The organism is Variovorax sp. W1I1, from assembly GCF_030815625.1.
In the GTDB taxonomy this organism is placed as follows: domain Bacteria; phylum Pseudomonadota; class Gammaproteobacteria; order Burkholderiales; family Burkholderiaceae_C; genus Variovorax; species Variovorax paradoxus_C.
The window spans coordinates 5,628,065-5,654,197 of sequence record NZ_JAUSWZ010000001.1 but is presented as its reverse complement, the minus strand read 5'-3'; the positions used below and the strand labels follow the sequence as shown (position 1 = coordinate 5,654,197).

The 26,133-nt window shown below is 63.3% G+C and carries 19 protein-coding genes; 7 read left to right on the top strand and 12 right to left on the bottom strand.

The annotated features are described in order from the left end of the window. Positions 1 to 213: 213 nt before the first annotated feature. On the bottom strand, positions 214 to 1,740 hold the full coding sequence (locus tag QFZ83_RS26225) for a class I adenylate-forming enzyme family protein (protein WP_307511254.1): 1,527 nt from the start codon (positions 1,738 to 1,740) through the stop codon (positions 214 to 216). A gap of 188 nt (positions 1,741 to 1,928) precedes the next feature. Here QFZ83_RS26225 and QFZ83_RS26220 point away from each other — a divergent pair, with 188 nt between their 5' ends. Next, the gene (locus QFZ83_RS26220) at positions 1,929 to 2,420 is read left to right on the top strand and encodes a hypothetical protein (RefSeq protein ID WP_306882969.1); all 492 of its coding nucleotides are present in this window, start codon (positions 1,929 to 1,931) and stop codon (positions 2,418 to 2,420) included. A gap of 46 nt (positions 2,421 to 2,466) precedes the next feature. Here QFZ83_RS26220 and QFZ83_RS26215 read toward each other — a convergent pair whose 3' ends face one another. Genes QFZ83_RS26215 through QFZ83_RS26185 form a run of 7 tightly spaced genes read right to left on the bottom strand, consistent with a single transcriptional unit; the run spans position 2,467 to position 13,349 of the window. Next, positions 2,467 to 3,657: a hypothetical protein gene (locus tag QFZ83_RS26215; RefSeq protein ID WP_307511252.1), complete on the bottom strand. Its 1,191-nt coding sequence runs from the start codon at positions 3,655 to 3,657 to the stop codon at positions 2,467 to 2,469. A 16-nt stretch (positions 3,658 to 3,673) separates the two neighbouring features. Further along, positions 3,674 to 5,212 carry a hypothetical protein gene (locus tag QFZ83_RS26210; RefSeq protein ID WP_307511250.1) on the bottom strand — a complete coding sequence of 513 codons (1,539 nt, stop codon included), beginning with the start codon at positions 5,210 to 5,212 and terminating at the stop codon, positions 3,674 to 3,676. Next, positions 5,212 to 5,499: a hypothetical protein gene (locus QFZ83_RS26205; RefSeq protein WP_307511248.1), complete on the bottom strand. Its 288-nt coding sequence runs from the start codon at positions 5,497 to 5,499 to the stop codon at positions 5,212 to 5,214. Before QFZ83_RS26205 ends, QFZ83_RS26210 begins: the two co-directional genes overlap by 1 nt. Before the next feature lie 16 nt (positions 5,500 to 5,515). After that, on the bottom strand, positions 5,516 to 6,640 hold the full coding sequence (locus QFZ83_RS26200; RefSeq protein WP_307511247.1) for a T6SS immunity protein Tli4 family protein: 1,125 nt from the start codon (positions 6,638 to 6,640) through the stop codon (positions 5,516 to 5,518). After that, on the bottom strand, positions 6,637 to 9,111 hold the full coding sequence (locus QFZ83_RS26195; protein WP_307511245.1) for a hypothetical protein: 2,475 nt from the start codon (positions 9,109 to 9,111) through the stop codon (positions 6,637 to 6,639). The genes QFZ83_RS26200 and QFZ83_RS26195 overlap by 4 nt, the downstream gene beginning before the upstream one ends. Positions 9,112 to 9,116: 5 nt before the next feature. Next, positions 9,117 to 12,518 (bottom strand): type VI secretion system Vgr family protein, encoded by a 3,402-nt coding sequence (locus QFZ83_RS26190; RefSeq protein ID WP_307511243.1) that lies wholly within the window; start codon positions 12,516 to 12,518, stop codon positions 9,117 to 9,119. A 27-nt stretch (positions 12,519 to 12,545) separates the two neighbouring features. After that, positions 12,546 to 13,349, bottom strand: coding sequence for a hypothetical protein (locus tag QFZ83_RS26185; protein WP_307511241.1), 804 nt, complete (start codon positions 13,347 to 13,349; stop codon positions 12,546 to 12,548). Positions 13,350 to 13,497: 148 nt separating this feature from the next. Here QFZ83_RS26185 and QFZ83_RS26180 point away from each other — a divergent pair, with 148 nt between their 5' ends. The 6 genes from QFZ83_RS26180 to QFZ83_RS26155 all read left to right on the top strand — a co-directional run bounded on the left by QFZ83_RS26180 (position 13,498) and on the right by QFZ83_RS26155 (position 21,960). Continuing rightward, on the top strand, positions 13,498 to 14,343 hold the full coding sequence (locus QFZ83_RS26180; protein ID WP_013543901.1) for a M15 family metallopeptidase: 846 nt from the start codon (positions 13,498 to 13,500) through the stop codon (positions 14,341 to 14,343). Positions 14,344 to 14,402: 59 nt separating this feature from the next. Then, positions 14,403 to 14,696, top strand: a complete 294-nt coding sequence (locus QFZ83_RS26175; protein ID WP_013543900.1) for a PAAR domain-containing protein — start codon at positions 14,403 to 14,405, stop codon at positions 14,694 to 14,696. Between the two features lie 87 nt (positions 14,697 to 14,783). Further along, the gene (locus QFZ83_RS26170; protein ID WP_307511239.1) at positions 14,784 to 16,283 is read left to right on the top strand and encodes a hypothetical protein; all 1,500 of its coding nucleotides are present in this window, start codon (positions 14,784 to 14,786) and stop codon (positions 16,281 to 16,283) included. A 24-nt stretch (positions 16,284 to 16,307) separates the two neighbouring features. Then, positions 16,308 to 20,144, top strand: a complete 3,837-nt coding sequence (gene tssM / locus QFZ83_RS26165; RefSeq protein WP_307511237.1) for a type VI secretion system membrane subunit TssM — start codon at positions 16,308 to 16,310, stop codon at positions 20,142 to 20,144. Next, positions 20,141 to 21,130, top strand: coding sequence for a type VI secretion system-associated protein TagF (gene tagF / locus QFZ83_RS26160; protein WP_307511236.1), 990 nt, complete (start codon positions 20,141 to 20,143; stop codon positions 21,128 to 21,130). The genes tssM and tagF overlap by 4 nt, the downstream gene beginning before the upstream one ends. A gap of 5 nt (positions 21,131 to 21,135) precedes the next feature. Further along, positions 21,136 to 21,960 carry an OmpA family protein gene (locus tag QFZ83_RS26155; RefSeq protein ID WP_307511235.1) on the top strand — a complete coding sequence of 275 codons (825 nt, stop codon included), beginning with the start codon at positions 21,136 to 21,138 and terminating at the stop codon, positions 21,958 to 21,960. Between the two features lie 37 nt (positions 21,961 to 21,997). Here QFZ83_RS26155 and tssA read toward each other — a convergent pair whose 3' ends face one another. The 4 genes from tssA to tssJ form a co-directional block, all read right to left on the bottom strand. Further along, positions 21,998 to 23,125 carry a type VI secretion system protein TssA gene (tssA, locus tag QFZ83_RS26150; protein ID WP_307511234.1) on the bottom strand — a complete coding sequence of 376 codons (1,128 nt, stop codon included), beginning with the start codon at positions 23,123 to 23,125 and terminating at the stop codon, positions 21,998 to 22,000. Beyond that, positions 23,122 to 23,904 (bottom strand): type IVB secretion system protein IcmH/DotU, encoded by a 783-nt coding sequence (icmH, locus tag QFZ83_RS26145; RefSeq protein ID WP_307512817.1) that lies wholly within the window; start codon positions 23,902 to 23,904, stop codon positions 23,122 to 23,124. Before icmH ends, tssA begins: the two co-directional genes overlap by 4 nt. A gap of 25 nt (positions 23,905 to 23,929) precedes the next feature. Next, a complete protein-coding gene (tssK, locus tag QFZ83_RS26140; protein WP_176661955.1) occupies positions 23,930 to 25,276 on the bottom strand; it encodes a type VI secretion system baseplate subunit TssK in 1,347 nt (448 codons plus the stop codon). A gap of 68 nt (positions 25,277 to 25,344) precedes the next feature. Next, positions 25,345 to 25,968, bottom strand: a complete 624-nt coding sequence (tssJ, locus tag QFZ83_RS26135; protein WP_307511233.1) for a type VI secretion system lipoprotein TssJ — start codon at positions 25,966 to 25,968, stop codon at positions 25,345 to 25,347. Positions 25,969 to 26,133 lie beyond the last annotated feature (165 nt).

The window sequence follows — 26,133 nt, the reverse complement described above, 5'->3', positions numbered from 1 at the left end:
CGCGGCACGATTGCTCTGTGGCCGCCTGCCCCGCCTCGACCTGCGCGCCCGCGCTGCTGCGGTACAGCGTGAGCATCACCACGGCCAGCGCGGCGCACACGCTGAACAGCAGCACCCAGAAGAAGACGAGCTGGCCGCGAAGAGATTTCATTGATGTCGCGATCGTGCCTCTTCTCCAGGCCCCGGCGCGTCAGCCGGAGGCGCGTCCGGCCGTTACCGCAATTCCCGAAGTTCGCGCTTGAGCACCTTGCCGATCGCACTGCGCGGCAGCTCCTCGATGAAGTGCAGGCGCGCCAGGCGCTGCGTCTTGCCGAGCTGGTCGTTGGTCCATTGCAGCAGCGCGTCTTCGGTGGTGGCGTCGTTCTCGCGGCGCACCACGAAGGCCACTGGCGTCTCGCCCCACTGCTCGGACGGCATGCCCACCACCGCCACGTCGGCCACCGCCGCATGGCCGCGCAGCACGGCTTCGAGGTCGCTCGGGTAGATGTTGAAACCGCCGCTGATGATCATGTCCTTCTTGCGGTCGAACAGCGTGAGGAAGCCGTCCGCATCGAAGCGGCCCACGTCGCCCGTGCGGATGAAGCGCTTGCCGGTGGCGTCGAACCATTCGGCTTCGCGCGTCTTCGCGGGCTGGCGGTGGTAGCCGGTCATCATGCCGGCCGAGTGGCCCACCACCTCGCCGGCCACCTCGGTATTGCCCTGCGGGAGTTCGTTGCCTTCCTCGTCGATCAGCCGGATGTCGCTGCCCGGCGCCGGCTGGCCCACGGTGTGCAGCTTGGTCGGGTGCAGGTGCGCCTCGAGGATGCAGGTGCCGCCGCCTTCGGTCATGCCGTAGAACTCGATCAGCCCGCCGGGCCAGCGCTTCAATACGTCGGCCTTGAGCGCGGCGTTGAAGGGCGCGCTGGTGCTGAACTTGAACTGGAACGACGAGAGGTCGTGCGCGTCGAAGCGCGGGTGCGCCATCAGCCGCTGGTACTGCACCGGCACCAGCATCGTGTGCGTCACGCGGCGCGCTTCGGCCAGCTGCAGGTAGCCGCCGGCATCGAACTTGGGCATCAACACCACGCAGCCGCCGAAGGCGATGGTGGGGAAGAACACCACCAGCGTGGTGTTGGAGTAGAGCGGCGTCGACAGCAGCGTGACGGTGTCGGCGCTGTACTCGTACTTGGCGCCGCGCTGCACGTGCGCCCAGCGCATGCCGTGCCCCTGCACGATGCCCTTGGGCTCGCCGGTGGTGCCCGAGGAGTAAATGATGTTGAAGGCCCACGAAGGCTGCACCTCGACGGCCTCGGGCTTCGCGCCGACCGGTGCGAGCCAGCCGGCGAAATCGCGTCCCGCCGAAGAGCCGTCGAGTGCGACGCGCAGAATGCCGCCTTCCTTCGCGGGGCCGACCACGACGGCGGCCGAGGCGTCGGTGAAGAGGATGCGCGCGTCGGCGTCTTCGATCATGCGGGCGAGGCTGGTGGGCGTGGAGCCCGGTGCGAGCGGGGCGACCGCGATGCCCGCACGCAATGCGCCGAGGAACACCGCGGCGTAGTTCACCGACGAGGTGGCGCAGACCGCGATGGCGTCGCCTGCCTTGAGACCGTCGCGCTGCAGGCTGGCGGCGATGCGGTCCATCAGCGCGTCGAGTGCGCCGTAATTCAGCGCGTGCTGCGCGTCCGCGAGCGCGACATGGTCGGGCGTGTGCTGGGCGTGGAGGCGAACCAGGTCGGCAATGGCGCCGAAATCACGTTCCATCGCGGCTTGAATGGCGGGGTGCGTTTGCAAAATCGAATCCTTCGTCTTGGCCAGCCGGCAGGATAGCGAAGACGATCGGAAATCAGTGAGCCGTGCGCGACGGCTGCGCGCAGCCGGTCAGCCAGTCAGCCACCGCTCAGGGGTGCAGGTCGAGGATCGACGTTTCTTCTCCAGGAAGGAGCTCCGCCATGGGACTACTCGACATCCTCCAAGAGGCCATCGGCAGCGATAACGGTGGTGCGCATGTGGACCAGATCACGCAGCACGCGTCGCCCGACGCGATCGGCGCGGGGCTCGCAGCGGCGATGCGCTCCGACCAGACGCCGGCGTTCGGCGACACGGTGGGGCGGTTGTTCGGCCAGTCTTCGCCGATGCAGCAGGCTGGCGTGCTCAACCAGATATTGGCGACGCTGGGTCCGGCCGCGGCGTCGATGCTGGCAGGCGGCGTGTTGGGGCGGATGCTGCAGCCGGGGCAGACGCAACTCACGCCGGAGCAGGCCTCGCAGCTGTCACCCACGCAGGTGACGGAGATTGCAGCGCATGCCGAAGAGCAGCACGCGGGGGTGATCGACGAGGTGAGCCGGTTCTATGCGCAGCACTCGGGGTTGGTGAAGACGCTGGGTGGGGCGGTGTTGGCGATTGCGTTGGCGAAGATGAAGGAGAACGCGACGCGGGGGTGATGCGTGTGACGGCAGCGCGGTCAACCTCGGGTGCCGGATCAAATCATCAACCTGCGCGCCATGCTCCAGGCCTGCGCTTGATGCTTTGCGCGATGGTCTTGACCAGATCGCGAAACTCGCTCTCTGTCATGGGCGCTTTGGCGAAGCGGCCAAAACGCTCGACCTTGAAGATGAGATTGGATGAGGTGCCGGGCGGTGCGTTCTTGTCGCCGGGTATGTAGGCCAGATAGCCCCAGTCCTGGTTCTTGTTGGTCTCGTTGTGAATCGGCGGCCCACTGAGAACGCTGCGAGTGATGAGTGCCATGCCGCCAAGCCCTTGTCGCCCGTCTACCGTAATTGAATGAAACGGGCGCACACGGCCGTCCAATGGTTCTGTGAGCTTGGCACCGTAAAAGTAGCCTCGCTGCACGGCTTCGTTGACGAACTTCTCGGAATCGATGCTGTCCTCGCTTGAAGCGTCGCGGTCGCTCAGGTACACCACGATGTCGGGACGATCTACAAGTCGAAAAGAGACGGCAACATGGGCGGGTTTTTTCTCGCCGGTCATGAAACCATAGGGTAGGCAAACGCCGGGTTCGGCTGGAACCGCGAATGGCATGCGTGCGCGATAGAACCTCAGGAAGTTGGCGATGGTTTGCTCTGGCGTGCCTTCGAGTTTTCTGCTGGCAGATACGACGTGATCACCCGCCAACGTGGAAAAGTTGAATTTGCCGGAACCATTGATGAATCCGAACGAATTTCCGCCGTTGTACGGCTGATAAAAGCGGAAGGCAGCCGCCTCATCCAAGTCCGCCTGCCTGAGTTTTCCTCCGGGATCCATATCGCCGTGTCGTGCGAGCATGTCAGCATGAGCAAGCACGATGTCTTTTTGCTGCTGTCGTTTTCTATTGAGTTCCAGCAATTGCGATTGGAGGCCTGCGGCGCTATTTAGGCTGGAGGTGTGAATCGATCTGGAGCTTTCATCCGCGTCGAATACGCCCTCACTGTCTACGAGTTGGTACGTTTTCCAGACGCCAACGCCGGTGTCGAATCCATAGCCTCCTCCGTTTGCAGGCGACATGTTGGGTGGCAGAGTGGCGTATTCGATTTCACCAGGCACATCTATCGTTTGGTAGCCGAGGCACTCAGTACGGATGGACGGGAGTGATTGCGCAACAGTTTGGTTCGAAAGCATCATGCCGAGCAAGGCAAGCACCAAAGGATGTTGTCTGAAGTGTTCTTTCAACATCGCATTCATACGAGACCGCGGCGGCCTATTTAGCAACCGGATCGGGATACGCTCGGCTGGCAATCGGATCAAAGTCAAAAGCCTTAAAAAATTCATCTTCGCGCTTCCAGCCCACCGTGCCGTCGGGCGACCCGAAGGCCAATTGCGCGAGTTCCAGAGGCTCTTCGCGCGCGGCCGAGCCGAACTTGGCGTCCCAGCCGATGGCTATCAGGCTGGCCTTGCCTGCAGCGTCATATTCCCACACCCGATACAACAGCTTGCTGCCCTTGAGTTTGAGGCCGACTTTGCCGCGCAGATCTTCATCGTAGAAGCCGCCGTCTTTCTTGTTCAGCCCGACGAAGCCCAGATTGATGACGCGCTTGAGCTTGCCCGAGTCGTCGTACTGTTCCTGTCGAAGGGTTCGGCCGGCCGCCATGTAGAAGCGGTCGAGCGGCTGGTGCGCGCCCGCGGGGTAGAGCTCGATCAGCTTGATGCCCGAGAGCACCTGTGTCTCGCGCCGACGGTCATGACGGTACATCTGGTCGACGTCGTCAAGGATCGAGACCGGCACCGGGGGTTTGGTGAAGTAGTACTCGATTGGCTTGCTACTTCCGTCGGTGTACTTCAGCGCGGGGCCGTCGCTGCGGTCTCGCAGACCGATGTTGAAGCCACCGAGAATTTGCGTGACGCCTTTGTTGGAGTCGACGCTTGCGTTGCCACCATGGCGCTCAGGGCTGGGCTTGGGCGAGTTGCGAAACACAATGGATTCGCTCCAGCGGCCATCTTCGTTCCCCTGGTGCCATTGAATCCAGAGGCTGCCGTTTTCGGTATGGCCGCGGTCGTTCTTGAATGCCCCATAGCGGAACCTGCGCCACGTATCCCTCGGGTCAGGATCGCCAGACGGGCAGGCGTTGGTCGCGGTGGCTGAGACGTACAACTGCAGCAGGTTCTGATCGTTGAAGCGAAAGCACTGACGCTCGTCCGTTGTCACGCGCTCGCTCTTCTCCGGCTCATAGACAGCCGCCGCGAACGTTTCTTGAATTCTTCCTTTCGAGTCATAGAGATAGACCCGTGCGGCTCCCATGACATGCGATCGCAAAACGGGCGCGAGGCTGGTGTTGCGCGACTGGTTTTTCTCGGTCCTGGCAATGCTGGCCGGGCGGGTGCCTTCGTTGCGTCGGAACCAGTCTTCCTTGCGGCAGATGCGCCAGCCGTCCTTGCCGTCGGGTTCGTAGTAGGACACGACACCCTTGTCTTGATCGTTGGGCAAGATGCCTTGCGCGTCCTTTGCCTGGATGTCTTGCGGCAGGAGCGGTGCGAACGCAGGCGTGTCGAGTCCGTTTGCTGGTTGCGATGCGAAGCGTCCTCCCAAGTCTTGCTCGTAGCCGATCAAGACCTTGATCCCGTCACTAGGTGATTCAAGCCAGTTTGCGCGCGTGTTGCAGGCTGCATGGATTGAGCTCAAGCAGGTCAAGAAGAGGAGTCCCGCCACCGGATTTCGCCGGCGAATCATCGTGGACTTGGCAACCGCATCTGTTTCACGTTTGGGTTCACGTGATCGATCTGCATGTGTGCCGATCATCATCACTTCGCGGGCAGATTCGCCAGTTCGGGCATTGCCGGCTCTGTAGGTCGCAAGCGAATGCTCTTCAGCAGTGCATTCAGCCGCTCCATGCTTTGCTCGAACGGCGGCAGATTGACAGTGAGTTCGGGCGCTTCGAGTCGTGTGTAGCTGCGCATGTCCACCAGGATCGAGGGCAGCACGAAGGTGTTCTGCCAGCCACCGTAGCCGTGAACACGCTGTAGAGGTTTATAGGCCGATGCCGTGTACCCCATGATCAGAATCCGATGGGCATCGATGTTGCCGCTCAAAATTTGTTCAATTTCGTCATTGCGAAGAGATTGGCCTTTGCCTCACGCTTGTTGCGATGGTTTGAGCGAGCTTGATGAATTCGTCCTTGCCTAGGGGCTCGATACCCTTGGCCTTGGCGTTTTTCGCATCGCGAATCACATAGAGCATGAGATTGGGTGTGTCTTCCTTGGCATTCGGGTCGCCTTGCGCAACGGCAAGATAGCCATAGTCAACTTGATCGTCCACGCGGGTGAGTTGAACAAAACTGGCTTTGCCATCGACATTGGCCAACTTGATCGGATGCAGGAAGCGCCAAATGCTTTCCATACGCTTGGGGTCTTGGTAGGCATGCCGCCAGAAAAATTCAATCTGCGCTTCTGGTGTGATCTTGTCAGGGGCCGTGTTGCTGGAGATTGGCTCTGCCTTGCTGTCTCGAAGCATGATCGTTACATCGGGGTGCTTCGTCAACCGATATGTCGTCGCAACATATCTGCGCGCATCACCACCATCTTTGATGAAGACATACGGTAGGCAAACGCCAGGTGTTTTTGGAACGTCCCCAATTGCGCGAGGAGCGGAACCATAAGCGAGCGCCTCGAATTCACCGCGTACTGACGACCAATCCTTGCCTGGATAAGAAACGTCGGCGTGAAATAAATTCGATCCAACAGGAACCGTCAGTGAATAACTCGCACCAACTCGAAATGCCACGCCGCCCCTCTGCGTTAGTGCAATTTCTTCGAAGCGAGGAGCATTGTCACTTAGCGATTGTTTCCTCTTCCAAATAAAATCACGTGTCCGGGCCTCACGTTTTTCTGCTTGCTCAAGCAAGTTTTTTGCTTGAGCCTCAGAAAGAGGATGAGTTACACGGAGACTCGCGTTGTACGAGGATCCTGAATAGCCAGCAGATTGCCCATCTGGAAATTCGAACTTGCCATTTTCCACTGTGGGTTGAAAAAGCTTGGCCAAGGAGGCTGCAGAATACGCTGCGATTTCCACCTGCCCAGGCATGCTCAATTGCATGCGGCCTACACAGTCGGTGACCCAGTCAGACGGGATTGCCTCAGAATGTTGTGCAAGGCATCCGCTTGCTGTCGCGATGCAAAGTAGCGCAGCAGCTGTGCGCAAAGCGGTGGTGGGAGGCGCGATTTTCAATTTCAAACGACCTCGGCGTCTGACTTGGTGTTTTGCGCTATCGAGCTCGGGCTGGAATTCATGCTTGGCAATTCTTCTCTATCGGCAACCAGTGCGGTGGGGTATTCAAAACGAACGTTCTCGCCTTTGGTCCATTCGATAGGCAATGCCGTAATAAAACCTTTGATCTGATTTAGTCCTGCAACACCCTCTGCATTGTGTTGTGGCGTATCCCAAAACTCTGCCTGAAAAGGCATTGGCGAGCCTAAATTGCCTGCCTCCCATTGCTGGCCTGCAGGCGCTGGCAAGGCCGGATCCCATGTTGGAAGAATACTTGCCGGCCTGGTTTCGCCTTTTTCGTTTGTGGCGAAGCTCCTCGGTATCCAGGAAAACGCCGCCTCGTAGAGCTCGGCATTTTGTTGCGCTCGCTTCTGAATGGCAGTCCAACTGCTGGGACTGCCGGGGCGCTCGATGGCTTGTTGCAACTCCGTCGCGGGCCGTACCCCACCGGTGATGCCGAATAGCTTTCTCCACACGCTCTTTCTGAGTTCGTGCGCAAACACCCTCACCTCTCGCGCTTTGCCGTTGCCGTTGATGTCGGCGCGCGTGGTTTCCCCGTCCACTACTAACACTGCCAACTCACTGTCGCGCTCGCCCAGTAAGCTGCGGTCGTTGACGTTGGCGGTTCCAACCAACGCATACAAGTCATCCACGATCATCGTCTTGGTATGGACATACACCTGCTCAGTCAAGTAGCGGTCGCCCACTTTGGCCCAGTTGCGCAGGTTCAGCAACGTGACGTATTCGAAGCATTTCTCGAGAGGAATGCTCTCGTAGTCCTTGTTATCGTCGCTCAGCACATTGCGGTGGTCGCCACAGACCTTGCCGTCGGCAACGTCTTTGTCCATCAGTTCGCGCATCTTCAGGTACCGGCGTATGCCGTTTAGCAAACTTTGAGTACCAAAAACCAGGGTTTGCATGGTCCAGTACACCTGCACCGCCGTGCCGGCCGTACATAGCGTGCCCTCGGAGTAAACCGGCAGCGTGATATAGACGTGAAAGGGCGACGGCTTCCGAGAAAGAATCGAGCGGCTGATGCGCTCGATTAGCACTTGGCATATATGGTTGGTGGGCGGCTTCAACGTCTCGCTTCTGTCGAACATGCCAGAGGCGCCCAAATTGAATTTGCCTTTGCTGTTGGCCTTGCCCGCCGTAATTGCGCCTGCATTTTGATCTCCACCACCGTAGGTGTTGATGAATTGGGCGGCGGGTGAGAGATCGGGGGGGCGCGGCGCCTCTGTGCCGAAAGCACTCACGAAGAATTGATTCTCGATGTACACGAAACGCCGCGCCTCCTGTATCAGAGAAATCATGGCGCGGTGGATATCGTCTTGCGTTCCAGAATTCGGCCAGCGATCATCAGGCGCAGCGCGCTTGCTCTCTTGTTGGAGTTGATTTGCAGGTGCGCTGCGCAGCACCTGCACGTGCGTTTTACCCGCTTCGGGAAATTCGGCTGGTGGGCCGACTGGCGGGATCACGTCCTCCCCTTTCGCTTCGATGTTCCAACGCAGCACAAAATTGCGCAATAGATCGCGTACCGCCGGCCCCTCTATGCGCGTATGCACGTCTTGCCACGGCATGCGCGGCTGCCGTGAGGGGTCCAGCGTAGTAGGGTCGGAAACGTTGGCCGATGTAGAACCTCGATTGATCACGATCCCCTTACTGCCCGCCATCTTGTACTTTACTTGCCACGCATTGCCGGCACGCAACTTGTCTGTTTCTACCTGCGCATTGCTTGAGTTAAACAGACCCGGCGTTCGATCCCACGTACCGGTCATCAGGTCAGGGTCGATCAAGATGGCAGGATCGAGCTTTTGTACCTGCTCTACGCAACCGTTGTAGCGATTCAGCGCCTGGCGACCTTCTGCGTCAGCGCGTAGATCGTAGGTGGCATCGTCGAATCGGCCATAACAAATATCGAGCCCACCGACGTAGGCTATCTTGCGATCGATGACCGCTTGCTTTTGATGATGACTGAAGTAACGCCGATCGACAGCCGCATAACTTGGCGAAAGCAATACGTGGACCTGTTGGGTGTTGAAGCGCTGGTTGATGGAGCGCAGCACCGTAGCAGTCTGATCGTCATACGTTTGTACAGGTTCGGTATCGTTCCATGGCATAACGTAGATCTGCACGCTCTTGTTAGCCTGGACTACCTCGCACAGCAAGTCATAGAGAGTGACACCTTGGGCGAGCAGACCATCCCAGCTGACCTGCCAGCTTGCGATGCAGATCTCGCTCTGCGCCGCCTTGCAGGATTGGATCAGGTCTGCAAAGTATTCCTTGCCCGTCGTAAAGGCGATGACCTTGTTGTTTTTCGTTTCGCGGGAAAAAACAGTGGCGCCACCGACCCAGGTGTTGCTGGTAATGGTCGATTCATAGGGCTTGCCGTCTTTGTCGACGATCTGATGCGTGTTTCTCTTGGGTGGCGCTACCATTTGAACTATCCCTTGATCTTCTTGAGCATGCCTGCCCCGGTGGAGAGTCGTAGATCGCGTTCCGCCAGAGTGCGATGAAAAACGTCTGTGCCGTCGTCACCCACCATCTCGAGATCGTCGCTATACCCCATTGCATCCATGGCATGAGCGCGTTGCTGCTCATCGGTCCAGCCATCGGGGTCGCGCGTCAACGCCAATTCGTGTGCATGGCCTTCCGAAACGATCCAAAGTGCGTTGGGCGTCCGATTCCAAGCTTCGTGCAACTGCCTCTCGTCTACGTCGCCGAGAGCGAGTTTCCCATCATCATCACTGCAGCCACTGAGGATCTCTTCAGCACTGATCAAGGCTGCCGCAGGAGTTTCCGCCCGCACAATGCGCCAATCCGTATTGATATGCGGCACACCATGTGGGCCGGGCATGTCCTTGAGCACCAAGTCAAACTTGAGTTCTCCGTCGATTGCCGAGCGTGGAAACTGCGGCAACGGATAGTTCTGTCGCACGGGCCCTGCCAGCTTCCTCTGTATAGCGTGATAGGTAATCTTCCCTGGGCATTCGAACGTGATGTCCCCGTTCTGCAGCGTGATCGATGCGCCTTGCGCAGTGGCAACACGGATCTTCTTTTGCGCAGCAAACTCCACCGTCTTGTCCGTACTCGCAATCTTCAGCGCATCCTTCGCCTGCACCCGAAGCTCATCATGCTGCGCCTGAAAGTCCAGGTCGTCGCTGCCCGCGATGATCGACAGGCCCGACTCAGCGTCGGCCTTCTGCGCCCCGGCCAACAGCCCGATCGCCTGCCCACTGTGCACCCTCAGCACATCCGCCAACGCAAGGTTGATATCCCCACCACTGGCCAACGTGGCAGTCTCACCCGCCACGATCTGCAGTTGCTGCCCCGCGACCATCGCCAGGCCGCCGCGCGCAGCCAGCGCAACAACCGCGTCGGTCGTGTGCGGCACCTTGCCATCGCCGGTAGTAACGGACTTGTCCGACGCATCCGAATAAGCCGTCTCCAGCGCATCGCCGGCCACCATGCCGCTTGCCACATGCTCCATCGCCGCGTACGGTGCGCGCTCCTTGTCGAGCTGTGAAGCGTTGGCCTTGTCGGAACCGATATGTCCGGCCAGCTGCACGGTCTCGTGCTTCATCGCGGCTTCGCTCAGCGCCTGCCCCAACTGCTGCACTTGTTTGAGCAACGCCATGCCCGCAGCAAAGTCGCCAACAGGTTCAAGCTGCTTCCCACCGGCCCCGTGGTACGTGCTCAACAGCACGCCCTTTCCACCACGCAAGGCTGCATAGCCATCGGTGCGAAGCTCGAGCCCCTGTCCGCGGAAGCTCCCGCGGAAGTTGTCTGCCTGATGAATCAGATGTCCGAGGTTCAACTGGCTGTGCGCCGTGCTCGCATGCAGCTGCACACGCAACTGCTGATTCGAATCGTCGAACACCAGTTGACTGAACCCCTCGCCGCCGAACTCCTTCGTCTTGAAGCCGCTCAGCGCTGCAGCGTTGCGATGCCCCTTGTCATCCGCGCTCGAGCCGTGCCAAGCCGGCGCGTGGCCAGCGGCAAGGTTGGCCTGCGCGCTGGACGATCCGTTGCGCGCCTGTGCAAAGACATCGCTCTCCTGGCCCTGGCTTGTCGAGCCTTCCTGATTGCGCGATGCCCCACCGGGCGTAGGTTCGATGCCCCCATCGCCGCGCCCGTTGTACAGCGCACCGACGATCACCGGCTGGTCGACATCGAGGTCGACAAACTTCACCAGCACCTCCTGCCCGATGCGCGGCAACCACTGCCAGCCCATGCCAGGGCCGGCCTGGCGCTGCGCCACGCGAATCCATCGCGTGCTGCGGTTGTCCTTGGCGTCGCCACCGTTGGTGTGCTGTGCATCGCCGCCAGCCGAATCGGTGGTCTGCCAGTGGAATCGCACGCGCACGTCGCCGCGGTCGTTGCAATACAGCTCGTCAGCGCCGTTCGGCGAAGTCTCGCCCGAGGGCCCGACGACGATCGCGCTGTGCACGCCGCTGGCCGTGGGCTTCGCATGGAGCCGCGCGCCATCCGCGGCCGCGAGCACGGGCCGCCAGGGGCGATCCACATGCACGGCCGAAAAGCTGTTGGCATAGCCAAGCGTCTTTGCCGCGACAAGGCTCTGCGCCTGCGGATGGACATCGTTCGCTTCGTCGCGCGCACTGCCCGTGGCCGTCGGCACCAGCCCGAACACATCGTCTTCGGCAGTGACGGATGCGCAGGGCCTGTCGAACACAAGGTGCTCCGACAGATCACCCAGTTGCGCAGCAATCGATGCCGCGGTGTCCTTCGGCAAATTGTTGATGCCCACATGCTCGACGGTGTCCAGCAGCAGCGTGGGCTTTGCCTGCAAACCAAGTGCGGGTGCGTCGTCGACCGCGATGCGCGTGCCCGCGCGCAGCGTGCGCACGGTGCTGTGGCCGAGCATCACGTCGGCGCGGCATTCGGCCGCTTCCATCATCAGGCCGGCATAGCGTTCGAGCGTGCGGTTGCTGTCCCAGCCGCGGCTGCGGTCGTTCAGGCCGAGCACATCGTCGTACTCGATGCGCGGTGCGTTCTTGCCGCCGATCGCAAATCGCGCGGCGGCACTGCCCGCCAACTGGCGCTTGCCGTCGACGTTCCACGCGCTCAAATGCACCTGCGCCACCGACTGCCGCATGCGGCGCACCAGCGCCTGCACGGCGTCGCTGCGTTCCTGCGAACTCTTGCGATGAAAGCGGATGGGCGAACCCGGGTCCGCGGGTTGCGCATCGTTCGCCGAGAAGATCACGAGCTTGTGCCCTAGGGGCGCCTTCTCGTCTTCTTCGATGCGCCAGGCCAGGCCTTCTTCGGTGAGCAGGCGCGAGAAGAAATCGAAGTCGCTCTCGCGGTATTGCGTGCAGTAGGTGCGGACAGGCGCATCGGCCAGGAAGCCGCTCACCTCGGAAGAGAAGGCCCAGCTGCCCGCGTCGGCATACGGCGCGAGCACGCGCTCGATGATGTCGGCGACCGAGCGTTGCTGGAACACCTGGCTGCGCCCCTGCTGCGTGGCGAGCCAGATCCATGGCACGAGCGTGAGGCGGTAGCGTGCGAGGCCGCCGTCGGAGCCGAGCGACTCCACCGCGCGGATGAGGCCGGTGCGTTTGCCGGTCGAGCCGTTGGCCAGCACGGTGATGAGCGTGAGAGGCTGGTCGATCATCGAAGAGAGCGCGAGATCGGCGCGCAGGCTCAGGCAGACGATGCGCATCTCGAACGGCTGCGACACGGCCTCGCGCTGCACCCAGCCTTCGACGCGCAGGGCGTCGATGCTGGCGTTGGTTGTCGATGAAGCGCCTGGTGTCTCGAGACGGTAGAGCCGGTTGGTCTGGCTGAGCTCGGCCCAGAGCGCGCTGCGGTCAGCGGATGGCATCGTAGTGGTTCGCGTCGGCACGGGGGCTCATGGTTTGCATCGCTGGCCGGACTTGCAATCCGCCGCGACCTCGGCCAGCGCCGATGGTTGCGGTGCGGGGTCTGGTGCCTTGCTGCGCCTGAGGAGGGCGGTCAGCAGGTCGGTGTCGGGATCGGGCTTGCTGGGGCGCGATGCCGTCTGCGTGGCGTTGTTGGCGCGCTTCGGCGTCTTCGATGCATTGGCTGCCGTCTTGACGGGCTTGCCGTCGGCCGCGCGCACAGGCTGCTTCGACGAAGCGACTTGCGTTGGCTTCTTTGCGGCTGCAGCAGTCATCGTCGTCTTCTCTGCGCGTGGCGGATTTGTTGTGGCCGCGGCGCGCGCCGACTTGCCCGAAGGCGGAACGACCATGGGCTGCGCGCCGATCGCAGCGAACGGTGTGGATTGCTGTTGCTGCTGCTGAGAAGGCGAGGACGTGTCGCCCTCGACGATGCGTGCGGTTGCCGGCTCGGGCGCAGCAGCGGGTGTCTCGGGCGCAGGCGGCGCAACGGGTGAAGCCTCGGCAACCGGTGCAGGTTTCGCCGGCGCTGCGGTCGCGATGTTCACTGGTGCATCGGTGCGTTTCGATTGCAGCTGATAGGTCGTAGCACCTGCAACGCCGATCAATAGTGCGAGTGAAGCCCACACGCTCGGTCGCTTGAAGAAGGACTTCGCACCGCTCTCGCGGCCGCCGAGTTGCGCGAGCACGCGCGTGGATTCCGCGTTGGGTGCGGTTGCAGACGATGCGTCCGCGGCGGAAGTGCTGGAACCGAGCAGGCTCGGCCGTCCCTTGTTGTCGTCTGGCGCGCCCATCATGAATGGGTGGTCCCGAAAGCAGGCATGTTTTTTCCCCCCGCGGCTTATGGTGTGACCGACGCAACGTTGCAACTTGGATGCAGTTGTTGCGGCGAGCGGTTCGAAGTGTTGTGCGACTCATACAATGAATTGCACTCTTCGAACACCGTTGATCTTCTTCGCTCTCTTTTGTTATTTTGCCTTGATGGTGGCTGCGCTTGCCATCTTCTTGTTCCCTTCTTTTCGTGAGCGTGTGTTGCGAGCCACGATCACTTTGACGACTGCAACTGCAGTCTTTTTTATCAAGTTAGGCCATCGATTCGGCTTGGTGTCCGAAGCAAGTTTTCAGTTGGTGCGCGATGGCGGTTTGGGTGTGCGTACTTTCGCCGTACGTCATCGTTATCTGTTGTTGTCGGGCATGGGCTTGCTCGTCATTCCGGTGATGTTGAGCGTGGCCTTCGGAACCGGACGCGTCCTGTTTTTTGATGACTCGACCGCGACAAGCGATCCGAAGATCGAGGCGCTTCTCAAGGGCGAGCAGCTCGTGCCGCCGCCTGCGCTGCCACCTGAAATCTTCGCAACCGCAGAGGTCGAACAGGTCCGCCCGCTTACCAAGGAAGGCAGTCGCGACTGGGCCGTGCTCGATGCGGACTTCCGCAATCGCCTGCTGCTGGTCTACAAGATCATGAAAGAGAAACACGGCTACGACCTCGCGTTGCTCGAGGGTTATCGCAGCCCCGAACGGCAGGCCAAACTCGCTGCGTTGGGCAACACGGTGACGCTCGCCAAGGCGAATCAAAGCTATCATCAATATGGACTTGCGGCAGACAATGCGTTCTATCGCAATGGCAAGCTGGTGATCTCGGAAAGAGACCCGTGGGCCATGGAGGGCTACCGTCTTTATGGCGAGGTGGCCGAGTCCGTAGGGCTTGTGTGGGGTGGTCGTTGGTCTTCAATCAAGGACTACGGTCACGTGGAGTACCGCAAGCCCGGTTTCAAATTGCCACGCGACTGAATGCCGGCATGGCATCGGTCGCATCGACAAACCAACGAGGCAAGCAAGGGGGAGTTCGAATGGAAGAGGATCAACCCACCGCGGACAACGATCGTCCGTGGATCGTCCTGCACGACAAGACAGACCACGGCGGCATCGTGATCACCGCGTCCGAGAACACGAGCATCGACGAGCGCCGCGTCGCACGCATCGGCGACCTCGTGTCGTGTCCGCGGCCCGGCCACGGCATCAACCCCATCGTGACCGGCAGCCGCTACGTCATGCTCGACGGCCGGTACGTTGCACGGCACGGCGACAAGGCCCGCTGCGGCTGCACGCTGCTGTCCAGTCAGATCGCTTCCGCGTCCGAATGACAAAGGCCACCTCGTTGGCTGCAGGCATGGCATGCGGCATCGCGACCGCATGCGTCGCCGCGTGACAAAGGCATCGACGAGTCCTTGATGCTGGCGCGACTGGTCAAGCCCACCCTCATGTTCTCCGCCGTGTTCATCACGGTGTGGGTGATCGTGGTCGTCTACTGGAACTACACGGCGCGCATGCCGAGCACGAGCGACATCGCGCTCTATCTCGTCGTGCTGCCGCTGGCACTGGTGGTGTTCTATCTTGTGCTGCGGCGGATCTTCGCGAGCCCGCCGCCTGCCGTTGCGTTGCCTTCGGCGACGCGCGGCGCATCCGCTGCAACGGGTGCCACCGCATCGACGGGGGCAACGGCCGATGCGCAACAGCAAGAGCGTCTTCAGATGTCGGTGCTCGCATTCGCTCTTCACACGCCGCGCGGCAACGATGCCGACACGGTAGCCACCGCGGTCGGCCAGGCGCAAGCGCCCGAGCTGGTCCCCGAGCTGCGCGACGGCGAGGGCTTTCCCCTGCTCGCGGGCTGCGTCGCCGGCCTTGACGCGAACGAACTTCGCGAACACCTGCGCGAGACCTTGCGACCCGCACCGGAAGGCTTCGATGCCGACGCGCTGACCGACGACCGGCTGCGTGCCATCCACTTGATGTCCGACGTGCTGCAGGAGCTGCTGGCCTCGGCGACCGACGCACTGCTGAATGCCGGCGATGCACTGTCGGCGCGCGCGCCCGGGCGTTTCGTGTCGAGCGGCGCGATCGTTCCCGGTGCAGCTGCTGCGCCGCAGCTGTGCATCTCTCTGCTGTTGCCGGGCGCATGGAGCGAAGGCGAGCGCGCGGTCGCCACGCAATGGGTGCAGCAACTCGCGCGCGAAGCAGACCCGTCGCAGCACTGGACCGTCGACTGCTTCAAGAGCGAAGCCGGCGTTTCCGCGATGGCGCTGCTCGACCGCATCAACCTCGCGCTGCATCGAGAACAGCGACCCGCGCTGTGGATCGCATTGGCCGCCGACTCCGCAATTTCCAACGAGTGCATCGCCCGCTGGGAGGCCGAAGGCCTGCTTCATTCCGCCGCGCGCCGCAATGGCCGCGTACCCGGCGAAGCCGCCGCGGGACTGCTGCTCGCGCGTGCCGGGGATGCGCTGTTCGCGCAGCCGCACGGCGTGGTGCTCTCGCGCAGCGCAAGCGGCCAGCGCGACGAGTCGGCCGACACCGCGCGCATGCCCGACGCGAGCCTGCTCGATCTCTTCGCCCAGCGCCTGCTCTCCGCTTCGGCCGTGCAGCCCGACACCGTCGACTGGGTCGTGAGCGATGCCGATCACCGCACCAGCCGCGTCACCGAAGTCGCCAAGCTCGTGCAGGAGCGACTGCCGCATGTGCCCTTCGAAAACAACCTTTCCGTCTGCGCGAGCCTGGGCCATCTCGGGGCCGCGGCCGACATGACCGCCGTGGCACTCGCGTGTCACCTCGCCGTGCGAGATTCACGGCACGTGCTCGCGCTTTCGGTGCAGGACGCGCGCGCCCGGACAGCGATGCTGGCGGGCCCCGCGAGCCCGCCGACCCCTCCGAACTCCGTACGACAAGCCACCTAAACCGGACCGATTCCAGAAACATCTATGCGGCGATTCTTCAGTTTCCTGGCCGATCCGCGCACCCTCTCGGTGATCGGCGCCATCGCGCTCGGCGCGTTCCTCCTGATCGGCGCGCAGACGCTCGAGATCGGCGCGATCTGGGCGGTCGGCATCTTCGCCGTGCTGCTGCTGTTGTGGCTGCTCGTGTGGTTCATCCGGCGCATGCGCACCCGCTCGGCCAACCGCAAGCTCGGCGACATGCTCGAAGACCAGGCCGATGCAGCCGTGCGCGACAGCGACCCCGAGCGCAAGGCCGAGATCGATGAACTGCGCGGGCGCATGGTCGAGGCGGTCAAGACCATCAAGACTTCCAAGATCGGGCAGATGTCGGGCAGCGAGGCGCTGTACGAGCTGCCCTGGTACATGGTCATCGGCAATCCGGCAGCGGGCAAGAGCAGCGCCATCCTGAATTCGGGCCTGCAGTTCCCGTTCGCCGACAAGGGCAACGCGGTGATCCAGGGCATCGGCGGCACGCGCAACTGCGACTGGTTCTTCACCACCGAAGGTATCGTGCTGGACACCGCAGGCCGCTATTCCATTCACCAGGAAGACCGCAAGGAGTGGTTCGGCTTTCTGGACCTGCTCAAGAAGTACCGTCCGAAGGCGCCGATCAACGGGATCATCATCACGGCGAGCATTCCCGAGCTGATCGGCAGCCGGCCCGATTTCGCGATCCAGCTCGCCAAGAACCTGCGCCAGCGCATGCAGGAGCTGACCGAGCGGCTCGAGGTGTTCGCGCCGGTCTACGTGATGTTCACCAAGGCCGACCTGATCACCGGTTTTGCGGAGTTCTTTGGCGACAGCGACAAGATGGAGCGCGACCGCGTGTGGGGCGCATCGCTGCCCTACGACGGCGACGAGAAGCAGGATGCCGTGGCCCTGTTCGACAAGCGCTTCGACGAGCTCTACCTGGGCCTGAAGGAAATCAGCGTCTCGCATTTCGCGAGCCATCGCGGCAGCGACCCGTCGCCCGAGCTCCTGATCTTTCCGCTCGAATTCGCAGCCATCAAGCCTGCGCTGCGCGCCTTCCTCGCCACGCTGTTCGAGAGCAATCCGTTCCAGCACAAGCCGGTGTTCCGCGGCTTCTACTTCACCAGCGCATTGCAAGAGGGCACGATGCGCAGCCTGTCGACCGAGCGCATCGCCAAGCGCTTCGGGCTCACGCTGAACAACGCGGCCACCAAGTCCAAGGAAATCTATTCGCAGAACGGATTCTTCCTGCGCGACCTGTTCTCCAAGGTGATCTTTGCAGACAAGAAGACGGTGCGGCAGTTCTCCAGCCCGGTGAAGGCCCGCGTGCGCTACGTGAGCTTCTTCGCCTTCGTCGCGGTGCTGGGGCTCCTGCTCGGCGGATGGACCTGGTCTTACCTCGGCAACCGGCAGCTGGTGGAGAACGTGCAGGCCGACCTCGACAAGGTGGTCAAGCTGCAGGCCAGCGACAACGGGCTGCGCACGCGCTTCGAGGCACTGGGCATCCTGCAGGACCGCATCGAGCAACTCGAAAAATTCCGCAACGACCGTCCGCTGTCGCTCTCGCTCGGCCTCTACCAGGGCAACCAGCTCGAGGACAAGCTCGTCGCCGAGTATTACGGCGGCGTCAAGCAGCTGATGCTGGCGCCGGTGTCCGACAACCTGCAGGCGTTCCTTCGCGAGGTCAACGCGCATCCGGAGCGCCTCCGGCGTGCCGATGCAGCGGGCAACCCTGCCGCGCCGGTCGCTGTGTCGGCCGCCACGCCGGCAACGCCGCCCGCTGCAGAGAGCGGCGGCTTGTATGCAGGCTCGTCGCCGGCCGATGTGCAGGACGCCTACAACGCGCTCAAGACGTACCTCATGCTGTCCGACAAGCGTCAGGTGGAGACCGCGCACCTGACGGACCAGATATCGCGCTTCTGGCGCGGCTGGCTCGAAAGCAACCGTGGCGACATGCCGCGCGCTGCGGTCATCCGCGATGCCGAGCGCATGATCACTTTCTACCTGCGCCGCGTGGGCGACGACAACTGGCCCGCGCTGGCCGACACCAACCTCGCACTGGTCGAGCAGACGCGCGACAACCTGCGCCGCGTGGTGCGCGGCATGCCGGCGCGCGAGCGGGTGTATGCCGAGATCAAGGCGCGTGCCTCGACGCGCTTCGCACCGATGACGGTGGCGCGCATCCTGGGCGCGACGGCCGGCGCCGAGAGCGAAGGCACCATCGCCGGCAGCGTCGCCATCTCGGGCGCCTTCACGCGCGAGGCCTGGCAGCAGTACGTGGACGATGCGATCCGCGATGCCGCCAACAAGGAAACATCGAGCAAGGACTGGGTGCTCAACGTCGCGGGCAACGACGATCTGACGCTTGAAGGCAGTCCTGAGCAGATCCGCAAGACGCTGGCCACCATGTACAAGCTGGAGTACGCCAAGGAATGGCAGCGCTTCCTGCAGGGCATCGCGGTCAAGGACATGGGCAGCTTCGAGCAGGCCGTGGTGGCGATGAACCTCCTGGGCGATCCACAGAACTCACCGATCCGCAAGGTCTTCGACACCGTCTACGACCAGACCTCGTGGGATAACCCCTCTCTGGTCAATGCCGGCCTGCAGCAGGCGCGCACGGGGGCGCTGAACTGGTTCAAGAACCTCTTCAGCCGCGCCACGCCGTCGCAGGTCAACGTGAACATCGACGCGAGCGGCAACCGCACCGAGATTCCGATGGGCCCGATCGGTCGGGAGTTCGCGGGCGTCGCGCGCCTGGTGGTCGAGCGCGACAACACCTCGCTCTTGCGCGGCTACCTCGCCACGCTGTCGAAGCTGCGCGGGCGCTTCAATCAGATCAAGAACCAGGGCGACCCCGGACCGGGCGCGCGCCAGCTCATGCAGCAGACGCTGGAGGGCAACGGCTCCGAGCTGGCCGACGCGCTCAAGTACGTCGACGAGCAGATGCTCACCGGTATGGACGCCTCGCAGCGCCAGGCCCTGCGGCCTTTGCTGGTGCGGCCGCTGCTGCAGGCCTACGCAGTGACGATCCAGCCGACGGCGGTGGAGGTCAACAAGATCTGGAGCGCGCAGGTGCACCAGCCGTTCCAGCAGTCGCTCGCGACCAAGTACCCGTTCTCCACGGGCGCGAAGATCGAGGCCTCGCCGGCGGAAATCGCGCAGTTCTTCGGGCCTGAAGGCGCCATCGGCAAGTTCGTGACGACGACGCTGGGTTCGCTGGTCATCCGCCGCGGCGACCTGCTCTCGCCACGCGCCTGGGGCGACCAGGGCCTCACGCTGAGCCCCGATTTCGTGAACGGCTTCTCGCAATGGGTGGCGCCGCTTTCGGGCGCCGCGGCCGGCGGAGGCGGCGGTGCCGCGCAGCCGCAGACGCTGTTCCAGATCCTGCCGCAGCCTGTGTCGGGCCTGACGGAATACATGGTGGAAATCGACGGCCAGCAGCTGCGCTACCGGAACACGCCGCCGCAATGGTCCAACTTCGTGTGGCCCAACGCGCAGGGCACGCCGGGCGCGCGGATCACCGCCGTCACCTTCGACGGGCGCACCGTCGAACTGATCAACGAGCCTGGCAACTTCGGGCTGGAGCGCCTGCTCAGCACGGCCCAGCGCACGAAGTTGCCCGATGGCAGTTTCGAGCTCACCTGGGCGCGCGACAACGCGAGCGTGACCGTCAAGCTGCGCGTGATCCAGAACACCCAGTCGGGCGGCTCGGGCGGCGATTCGCCGCAAGGCAAGGGATTGCGCGGCACTGTGCTGCCGTCGTCGGTGGCGGAAATCGGCGTGCCTGCGCAATCGCGCGCAACGCCTGCGGCAACGGCACCGGGAGCACCGGCACAGGGAGTCGGCAAATGAGCGCGCTGCAGGCACAACAGCTGTGCTACTTCGGCAAGTTGCCCGGCCGCGGCGACTTCGTGAAGGGCCTCTACAACCCACAGCTCATCAAGGTGTTCGACAACTGGCTGTCGCAGACCATGGAGATGCTGTCGGAAGACCCGCGCTGGAAGATCATCTACGACAACGCGGCGCCGATCCATTTCGTCTGCCTCGGTTCGCGCAGCCGCGTCGCCATTGCGGGGCACCTGAAGGCGAGCCGCGACGAGTCGTCGCGGCGCTATCCGTTCCTGGCGGCCACCTCGGTGGAAGTCGACGAGGCGCTCGACTTCATGCGCGGTGCGCCGATGCTCGTCGGTCCCTACTGGGACCGCATGGCGGTGCAGGTCAACGCGCTGGCCGAAGGCACCGACCTCGACAGCGAATTGAAGCGCTTCGAGGCGCTTGATCCGGCCATCGAAACGGGCTTCAAGAAGTCGGCCTCGCGCGCCACCTATGCGGCTTTCACGCGCGACACGAGCTTGCTGCGCATCGAGCAGATGCTCAACTTCGACGGCCACAAGGTGTCGTTGCGTCGCGCCATCCTGGCGCTGGGCCTGCTGCTGCAACCGGTGATGGCCAGCGCGGTGTCGCACCTCGAAAAAGGGCTCACGCTGCCGCTGCCGCGCGACCCGGTCGATCGCTCGCTCATCGCCACCTTCTGGCTCGAGCTGGTGTCGCAGTTCCTCGCCAAGGCCGACTTCGAGCTGGTGCTGATGGCCACCGAGATCGACGGCCGTTCGCGGCTGGTGATCGGCTTCAACGGCCTGTCGCCGCGCAGCCTGCAGAGCGTGCTGCATCCGCAGGTCTACACCGAGCACAACATCGACATCGACAACCCGGAGTGGGTCGAAGACACCATCCACAGCAACTACGCGATGTTCAAGCTGGTGAGCTACCTCGACCAGCCGCAGCTGCCGCTGGACATCGTGCTCACGGCTTTTCGCGAAGTCTTCATCGGGGAATGACGGTCATGAAAAGTTATTTGCGCGTTCTGTCGCTGGGCCTCGGGCTCGTATTTGCCGCGGCCGCCGTGCACGCCCAGACGGCAGGTGCTCCCGGCGCTCTGGTCGAAACCACGCCCGCGGCTGCCGGCAAGGGTGAACAGGTCGTGGCCGGCGGCCAGGTGCCCGACGAGGCCACGCGCGTCGCCGTCATCGAGGCGCTGCGCCGCATCTATGGTCCGAGCGGCGTCATCGACAAGATCGAGGTGGTGAACACCGTCAGCATGCCGGCCAACTGGGCCGCCAACGTGCAGCGGCTGATCACGCCCGCGCTCAAGGACATCCACCGCGGGCAGTTCCAGATCGAGGGCACGCAGATGGCGCTGAGCGGCGAGGTCGGCAACGAGGCGCTGCGCCAGAAGATCGTGAGCGACATGGCGAATTCGCTCAACCCGACCTACACGATCAAGAACAGCCTGCGCGTGCCCGTGTCGGAGCAGATCACGGTCGACCAGGCGCTGGCCAACCGCACCATCGAATTCGAACTGGGCAGCGCGACGCTCACGCGCAAGGGCCGCGACATCCTGGACGAGATGGCGCCGATCCTGCAGAAGCTCACGAACAAGTCGGTGGCGGTCATCGGCCACACCGACAACGCCGGCAGCCGGGCGTCGAACCTGGCGCTGAGCCAGTCGCGCGCCGAGGCGGTGAAGGGCTACCTGGTCGGCAAGGGGATCGATCCGATGACGCTCACGACCTCGGGCGTCGGGCCGGACCAGCCGGTGGCGAACAACGCGACCGACGAAGGCCGCTCGCGCAACCGGCGCATCGAGTTCCGGGTCGGGCGCACCTGACGAGCAAGCCGCTCGGCGACCCGCGTCCGCGGGTTGCTCAGCGCGACTCGTCGTCGCTTTTCGGCAGGTCGAGCAGGTCCACCAGCTGGGCCAGTTCCTGTTCGTTCTTGATCACATTGCGCAGCCAGGCGTGCAGCGGCATGTCGGCCCAGCGGGCGGCCTTGTTTGCCATGTAGGCGGCGGGGCTCGAAGGCTCGGTCTTCTCGAAATACGCAGCCACTTCCTTGAGCTGGGCGATGGCCTGTGCGCGGCTGTGGATGCCGGGCGGCAGCGCGGCGGGCGCCGCCGCGGGTGCGTGATGCGGCACCACGGCGTCGAACACCGGCTCGATGCGCGAAGGCGCAGGCGTACCGGCGGCCGGTGCCGCTGCGGGTGCCGCCGGTGCGCCGTTGTCCATCGGCACGCCGGCTTCGCGCGCGAAGCGCTCGACCGTCTGGCGGATGGCCGCAGCCGCGTCCTTGGCGGCGCGGAAGCTCGGGCCATTGGAGGCGGTGCGCTCATCGAACACGGCCTCGAACTCGGCCAGCGCCTGCTCGCAAGCCTGCACGTCGCGGTGCGTCTTCTGGAGGAACTTCGCGGGCGTCGCGCGGCGGATGCGGTCGAACTGCTCGACCGTCACCTTGTTGCGCTGCAGCTCGTCGGCTTGCGCCGGCGTGCGGCGGATGCTCTGATCGAGCGCCAGCGCGGTCTCCCAGACCAGCGCGCTGTAGCCGGTGTTGGCATCGCTCACGATGGGCGCGCGCTGCAGCAACTCGACCGAACGCCCGATCAGCCACGTGACGTTGCCGACGCGCATCTCGATGTCGCCACCCTCGGGCAGCGGATGCAATTGGTCCCAGTACTGCTGGCAGAGGCCGGTGAGCAGCCGGTAGCCGCCGGCCAGGCCCTCGAAGCCGCGCTGGCTGGCCAGCGCGTCGGTGAGCCACACGGCAAGGCGCAAGTCCTTGGTGGATTCGCGCAGCAGCTTCTCGCACTCGGAAATCACGAAGGGCCAGTTGGCTTCTTTCAGCTCGATGACCCACTCGCCCTGCTCGAGCGATGGATCGTCGTGCTTGCGCGCCTCCTGGATGGCGTCGAACTGCCGCGAGAACAGCATGTCCTCGCCGCAAGGCGAGGCTTCCGAGATCGGGGCCAGCAAGGCCGGCAGATCGAGCCGCGTCGTCATGGCAGCGAGATCGTCAGGTTGGCCTGGCGCGGGCCGAGCTTCACGATGTCCTGGTAGCTCGCGAGCGTGCCTTGCGTGGTGCTGCCGATGTGGGCCGACAGGCCGATGAAACCGAGCAGCCCGATCAACGCGAACAGCGCGGCCACCACCCACTGCGGCGCCTCGCGCTTGAGCGAGTGCGAGATCAGGTCGGGCAGCGGCCAATGCGGCGCGAACGGCGTGCGCTTGCCGCGGGCATTGGCGATCTCGTCGCCCACGCGCGCGGTGAGGTAGGCCAGCTTCTCGGTGCCGTCGATGGCGTACTTGCCCTGGAAGCCCAGCAGCAGGCACATATAGAACACCTCGAGCGTCTGGATGCGCGCGGCGCCGTGCGCCCGCTCGACTTCGAGCATGTTGAAGAAGTTTTCGCCGGCCAGCTGGTCGCCGAAGAGCGTGAGCTGCAGCGGCCGACGCTCCCACTCGGAGCGGATCGCAAACTCGGGCGCCGAGAGCACGAACTCGTCGATGGTCGCGCAGAACGCGTACTTGGCCGCGTGGATCTGCTCGGCCGTCGCGTCGAGCTTGCGCGCGTTGCGCTCGAACTCGCCCAGGTAGTTGCGGATGCCGGCGAGGAACTGCTCGGTGGTGGCGGGCTGCTGCTTCTTCTTCAGCAGGAACAGCATCACGAAGCCGTCGTACAGCAGGTCGAGCAGGCTTGCGCCCGCATCGGGGGCGGCGCCCGCGGGCGTGAACGACGCAGCGGGTGCGTCGGCGCCGAGCAGGGAAGGGGCCTTGTTGATGGTGGTGTTCATTGCGATCAGGAGATCAGCCGGTCACGGCAATCAGTTCGAGCTGCATGTCAGGAATGCCGGCCGGCGCATAGATGGTGACGCTCTGCGCTTGCAGCATGCGGTCGTACAGCTGGCTCTTGCTGTCGATGGAGAAATAGCAGGCGCCCGCGCGAATCGGAATGGCCGGCGGCACCTGCGGCGCATAGACGATGCGCACGCCCGGCATGGCCGAGAGCACGAGCTTGTCGACGTCTTCGGGCGCGCCGATCTTGAAGCGCTGAGGCACCGCCTCTGCCAGTTCGGCGGCGGGCATGCTGGCGGTGACCGACATGTAGAACACCGTCTTCTCGTCGATCTTTCCGGAGTCCAGGCGCCCCAGGTAGAAGGCGTTGCGCGTCTCGGTGAGCGCGATCGCGAAGTAGCGCGTCGAGATCACCGTGTCGAGCAGGTCGCGCACGATGCGGTCGAGCTCGGCGAAGGCGGGGCCCGGCTTCTCGTGGTCGTACACCGGCAGGTCGTTGAGCGAGTAGGTCTTGGCGAAGGTCATCAACGCGCCGGCCAGGCTCAGCAGTTCCTGGAACAGCCGCTCCGGATGCAGCGACGGGTGATGGAACAGATGCGAGAGCGAGGCGAACGCAGAGTTGGCCGTGTGCAGCAGCCAGAACGAGGCGATGTCGCCCGAGCGGAACTCGATGATGTTCTTGCTCGGCTCGCGGTGGATGCCGTAGAGCGAGTTGACCTTGGCCTGCAGCACGTCGAGCAGCCGGCGCAGTTGCTGGAAGATCGTGGCCGAGGCATCGATGGAGGTGCACGGCGGCACGAAGCTGCGGTCGATCTCGAAGCCGCCCGCGGCTGTGCGGCGGATGCGGATCACCGGGATCGACACGAACTGCTCGCGCGGCTCGGTGTCGGCGAGCAGCTTCACGCTCTTGCGCAGGAACACCACCTCGGCGCTCACCGCATTCGTGTAGAGGTCGAGCGATTGCGTCGCGTCGCTGGTGTAGCGCGCGGCAAAGCCTTCTTCGTTGGGATCGGTGTAGTTCTTGCCCAGCTCCTTCACCGGGTGCAGCACCAGGTAGAAGGTGATCTCGTTCTGGCCCGGGTTGAGCGTGTCGAGCGAGATGGGCGGCGGCAGTGCATCGGCCTGTGGCGCCGAGTAGGGCTCGCCGTCGGGGAACACCAGCGACAACTGCGAGGCGCGGAGCATGCCGCTCGCGAGCGCGTCCAGGTCGAAGCTGATGGAGCGCACGCCCCAGAAGTACGGATGCAGCGTCTGCGCCGTGGCACGCAGGCGTGCCTCGTGGTACGCGTCCTGGCGCTGGAAATGCTGGGGGCGTAGAAACAAGCCCTCTCCCCAGAGGACCTTGGCGGCATAGCTCACGTCGGATCAGCTCCCCTTAGTTTTTCGGCAGGCAGTATCGCATCGTAGTTTGCTGATGGACAAGCACGTCAGGCTGGCGAAGGCCGGCAGGTCACCGGGCCCAGCAGGTTGAGCGCACTGCCGGTCGCGGCACCGCCTTGCGCATTCTGCTGGCCGACCACCGCGCCCTGTGTGACAGTCAGCGCGCAGGCATGTGCGCCCATCACGATGCCGGTTTTTTCCGCGTCCGCGGCGTTGAAGGCGAAGCGCCAGCGCTGCGCGTCGGGCGAATGGAACAGCACCACCACGCCCACTGCATTGGCGGTGCGCGGCACGGTCTCGGTCCATGTGTATTGCTGGTCGGGAATCAGCGTGATCTCGCGGCTTTCGACGAGGTCGTCGCCCAACTGCGTCTTGTCGCGTCCGGGAGTGACGAAGGCGTCGAACGACGACTGGTAGAAACCCGTCGTTTCCTTCAGCTTGTAGATGCGCACCACCACGGCGAGCGGGCGGTTGCGGCTGTCGGCGTTGAGGTTCTTGCCGGCCGCGATCGACATCGACACTTTGCGCGGCGGCTTCTGCGACTCGGGCAACTCGGGCTTCTTCAGGCCGCTCGCCTCCAGGGCGATGTTGGCGATCGTGAGCGCTGGAGAGCTGCATCCGGCGAGCAGGAGCGTCATCAGCAGCGCGCCAATCGTGACTGGTATTTTCATTAGGACTGCTGATGTAACTGCAATCAATTGGTGTCATTAGGCTTAAATAATTAGCCCTTTGGTTTCGCAATTAAGCAGTTTGGGTTACGTGACTTTAGTTATTCAAACGGAAACCAATATGTAGTATCGTGTATTGTCCACTGGCCGCAACGTATTGAATCATTG